This is a genomic window from Lysinibacillus sp. GbtcB16 (assembly GCF_019091145.1).
Classification (GTDB): Bacteria; Bacillota; Bacilli; order Bacillales_A; family Planococcaceae; genus Lysinibacillus; species Lysinibacillus fusiformis.
The window spans coordinates 1-1,578 of the sequence record NZ_JAGXJV010000054.1 but is presented as its reverse complement, the minus strand read 5'-3'; the positions used below and the strand labels follow the sequence as shown (position 1 = coordinate 1,578).

Genomic DNA, 1,578 nt, shown 5'->3' with positions numbered 1-1,578 from the left:
GTTTCGTTCACTAGCTAGGCTAGCTACTTAAAACTTTATTGATTACGTTTTGCTTGTTCAGTTTTCAAGGTTCATTTTGATGTTCGCTACTTTGTTAAGAGCTAACTTTTATATAATAACATGTTTTATAATGTTTGTCAAACAGTTATTTTATTTTTTATATTTTAGTAGTTGCATATCTCAACAGCAACTTTTATATAATAACATGCTTATTTTCAATGGTCAATAGTTTTTATAAATCTTTTTTATAATCTTAGTCGAGGCCAGTTTCTTAAAAATTGAATAGTACGATTCCTTCCTATTTCTAAGAGTGTTTCTTTTGTTTCTTCATTTAAATCAAATTGCGTAGCACTGTAATCTTCTACAGGAATAAAAATAATATCTCTTTCATGTCTTCTTGATATATATCTTTCATCATGCGCATCTTTCATAGTCGAAAATAATGCTTCAAATAAATTTAATCCATTTTTTATTTCATGAGGACACTGTTCCTCTCTCCGTCTACTCAATTTCAGACCTAAAATGGGTCGTACTTTTCTCCCCTCCCTATCGTCAAAAATCCATAAAGGGAAATTACTTAAAACACCTCCATCTACAATTACCGACTCACCTTTGCCTGTCTTTAATGTAACCGGTTCAAAGAAAAATGGTATACCACAGCTCATACGTAAAGCACAAGCAACTGAAAAATTATTGGCATCTATTTGATATTTGTGTAAATCGTCTGGTAATACAATTATTCTACCATTAGTTATATCTGAAGCGACTAGCTTTAGTGAATCTTTGGGTAGATCTCCAAAAGTATAGACACCTTTTTCAGCCAATTTTTTGAAGAACCACTTTTCTAATGCCTTTCCTTTATACAGACCTAAATGGTTATAAACATTGATCCATTTCATAAAAGGGAAAGGTAATATTGTTCTTCTAGAATCGAGTAATGAAGGTACATCTAACTCTTCTAGCATAATTTCAATTTCTCTACCGCTATATCCTGCAGCAATGAACGCAGCTAAAATTGCCCCAGCACTTGTACCAGCCACACGTTTAAAACGGAAATTTTCAGCTTCTAGTACTTGATAAGCTCCCACGAGTGCAAAACCCTTCAAACCTCCCCCAGAAAACACACCATCAATCCACATATTCCCTCTCCTTTTTTCCGTAATCTTTATATTATAAGAATCGAAATTGACGATTAGAACTAAAATTTGTATTTTAGTGTCGAAATCAAACTATTACTGAAAAAGGAATTATTATAGTATTTAGGATAATGGAACAATTTCATAGATTGGTGTCCTCTTTTACAAATGAGAAAATATTATATAACATAAATTGTGTATATCATTTCAATTAACACTTCCAATTTATTAATTTAGTCATTCGTTTCATAAAGTTTTTACGTACCTATAATAGATTTGCTCTATAAAATAAATGGAGATCTATATAAAAAACTTTATTTCGAATAAAAAATTTAAAAACTTTTTATATGAAATAAAAAAACAGCCAGCACACAGCTGACTGTTTTTATTGCCTAGCGACGTCCTACTCTCACAGGGGGAAGCCCCCAACTACCATCGGCGC

1 protein-coding gene is annotated in these 1,578 nt (G+C 31.8%); it reads right to left on the bottom strand.

What is annotated here, in order from left to right; translation table 11 throughout:
* Positions 1–245: 245 nt before the first annotated feature.
* Positions 246–1,139 carry a patatin-like phospholipase family protein gene (locus tag KVT27_RS23180; protein WP_036149797.1) on the bottom strand — a complete coding sequence of 298 codons (894 nt, stop codon included), beginning with the start codon at positions 1,137–1,139 and terminating at the stop codon, positions 246–248.
* Positions 1,140–1,578 lie beyond the last annotated feature (439 nt).

What these genes read in the sequence shown, in the direction of transcription:
- KVT27_RS23180 (WP_036149797.1), bottom strand. Translation starts at nt 1,139, where the DNA reads ATGTGGATTGATGGTGTGTTTTCTGGGGGAGGTTTGAAGGGTTTTGCA.